2 protein-coding genes are annotated in these 1876 nt (G+C 53.5%); both read right to left on the reverse strand.

Going from position 1 to position 1876, the window contains the following annotated elements; genetic code table 11:
• A partial coding sequence (locus IKE44_RS13175) for an ABC1 kinase family protein (RefSeq protein WP_287466148.1) occupies positions 1 to 1485 on the reverse strand: 1485 nt, incomplete at its 3' end.
• Positions 1486 to 1536: 51 nt separating this feature from the next.
• Positions 1537 to 1734, reverse strand: a complete 198-nt coding sequence (locus tag IKE44_RS13180; protein ID WP_287466149.1) for a hypothetical protein — start codon at positions 1732 to 1734, stop codon at positions 1537 to 1539.
• Positions 1735 to 1876: the final 142 nt, after the last annotated feature.

Consider the following 1876-nt stretch of genomic DNA (forward strand, 5'->3'; position numbering starts at 1 on the left):
AATCTGATCGAGCTTCTTTAGCAGCGTTTCCAAATCAGGCGCCGTGATTTCCAATCGAAGCTTGCCATGCCGCATCATTTTCGTCCATTCCTTTACGCTGTCCGGCAAGCGAAGCAGCCATTCACCGTAGTCGAAAATCCGTTTCCACGCCGTTTCCGCCACCCGGTCAGGCCGAAGACGGTCTTTCAACAGCTTCCGCCCAAACGGTTCGGCCACATCCATGATGCGAAACTGCGGATCAAGCATTTCCACCACCCCTTCGACCGTCAACAGCGCTTTCCCTAACAGCGTCAAATCGCTTGGGATGCGAATGCCATGGCGAAATGCCACCGAAAGCAAATCCTCGACGGCTTCCCCAAGACTGATCTCACCGAGCGGGACGCGGTAGTATTTCTCCCGCAACTCGTCAATATCATCGCGCAATTTTCCTTCATCGACTCCGTCAGGAACAATTCCTAAACCGTAAATCGCACCCAACACCCCATCCGTGTTTTGCCGCATTAAGGCGATGATGAGTGAAGAAAGATGATGTTTGACATGAGGTCGAAGGCGGCCCATCAAGCCAAAGTCAATGAAGGAAAGCGTTCCATCGTCAAGAACAAATACATTGCCAGGATGAGGGTCGCCATGAAAAAATCCATGCTCAAACATTTGTTGAAAGGTTGCTTCAGCCAAACGCTCGGCGATCGTTTTTAAGGAGTGGCCGTTCGCTTTCAACCGCTCGATCTCCCCGAGTTTGATCCCTTCGACATATTCCATCGTGAGCACTGTTTTCGTCGTATAATCCCAAAACACCTTCGGGACATACACCGACGAATCGCCGGCAAACTGCCGTGCAAACCGTTCCGCATGGCGCGCCTCGACTGTATAATCCAGCTCCTGCCGTAATGAACGCGCCAGTTCATCGACAATCTCAGACAATTGGTAAGTTGCCGCCCAATCGAGACGGCGTTCCGCCAGCACGGCCAAATCTTGCAAAATTTCCAGATCCGTCTCCACCCGCGCAACGATGTGCGGGCGCTGCACTTTCACCGCCACGGCCTGTCCGGAAGGAAGAACCGCCCGGTGCACTTGTCCAAGCGAAGCGGCAGCGAGCGGCATTTCCTCAAATGAACGAAAGAGTGTTTCCAGCGAACTTCCAAACTCCGCTTCGACAATCCGGCGGACATCGGCAAACGGAAACGGCGGAACTTGGTCTTGCAGCTTTTCGAGCTCACTGATGATCGGAGCGGGAATCAAATCCGGCCGTGTGCTGGCAATTTGCCCGAGCTTCACGAACGTCGGGCCGAGCTCCTCGAGCACAAGGCGGAGCCGCTCCCCAACCGTTTTTCCTTCCTTTTTCCCTTGCTCCGCTCTCCATCGCGGCGGCAACGAAAGAAACGACGAAAAGCCGAGCTCATCGACGATCATCCCGAATCCGTGCCGAAGCAAGGAGGCGGCGATTTCGTGGTACCTTCCGATATGGCGCACCCGTTTTCCGATCATCGAGACATCTCTCCTAAGGCGGTAAAAAGCGAGCGGACAGGCCGCATCGGTTTACTGCCCGCTTTGTTCCTTTTCTTCAAGACGGCGGATTCGCTCCTCGAGCTGCCGCACGTCTTCTTTCGTCGCCAAGTCGAGTTTATCGATCACCTGCTTGATTTGCTCGCGTACAAGCCGCTGTACTTCCGCTTTCCGCGCTTCGGTTTGCTGCTTCCATTGATCGATCACTTCCTTCGATTCATCAAGCGACAACTCTCCCTCTAGAAATGTTGATTTATCAAGGCTTTTCGGCCCCTCAGGGGTGTCCAAAAAATATTTTTCGACAAAATCCCTTACATCCTTTTTCAGTTTTGTGGATATCTTACAGACCTAGGGTGCGCTTCGCGGCCACGGC

It is taken from the genome of Geobacillus sp., assembly GCF_017515625.1.
Taxonomy (GTDB): Bacteria; Bacillota; Bacilli; order Bacillales; family Anoxybacillaceae; genus Geobacillus; species Geobacillus stearothermophilus.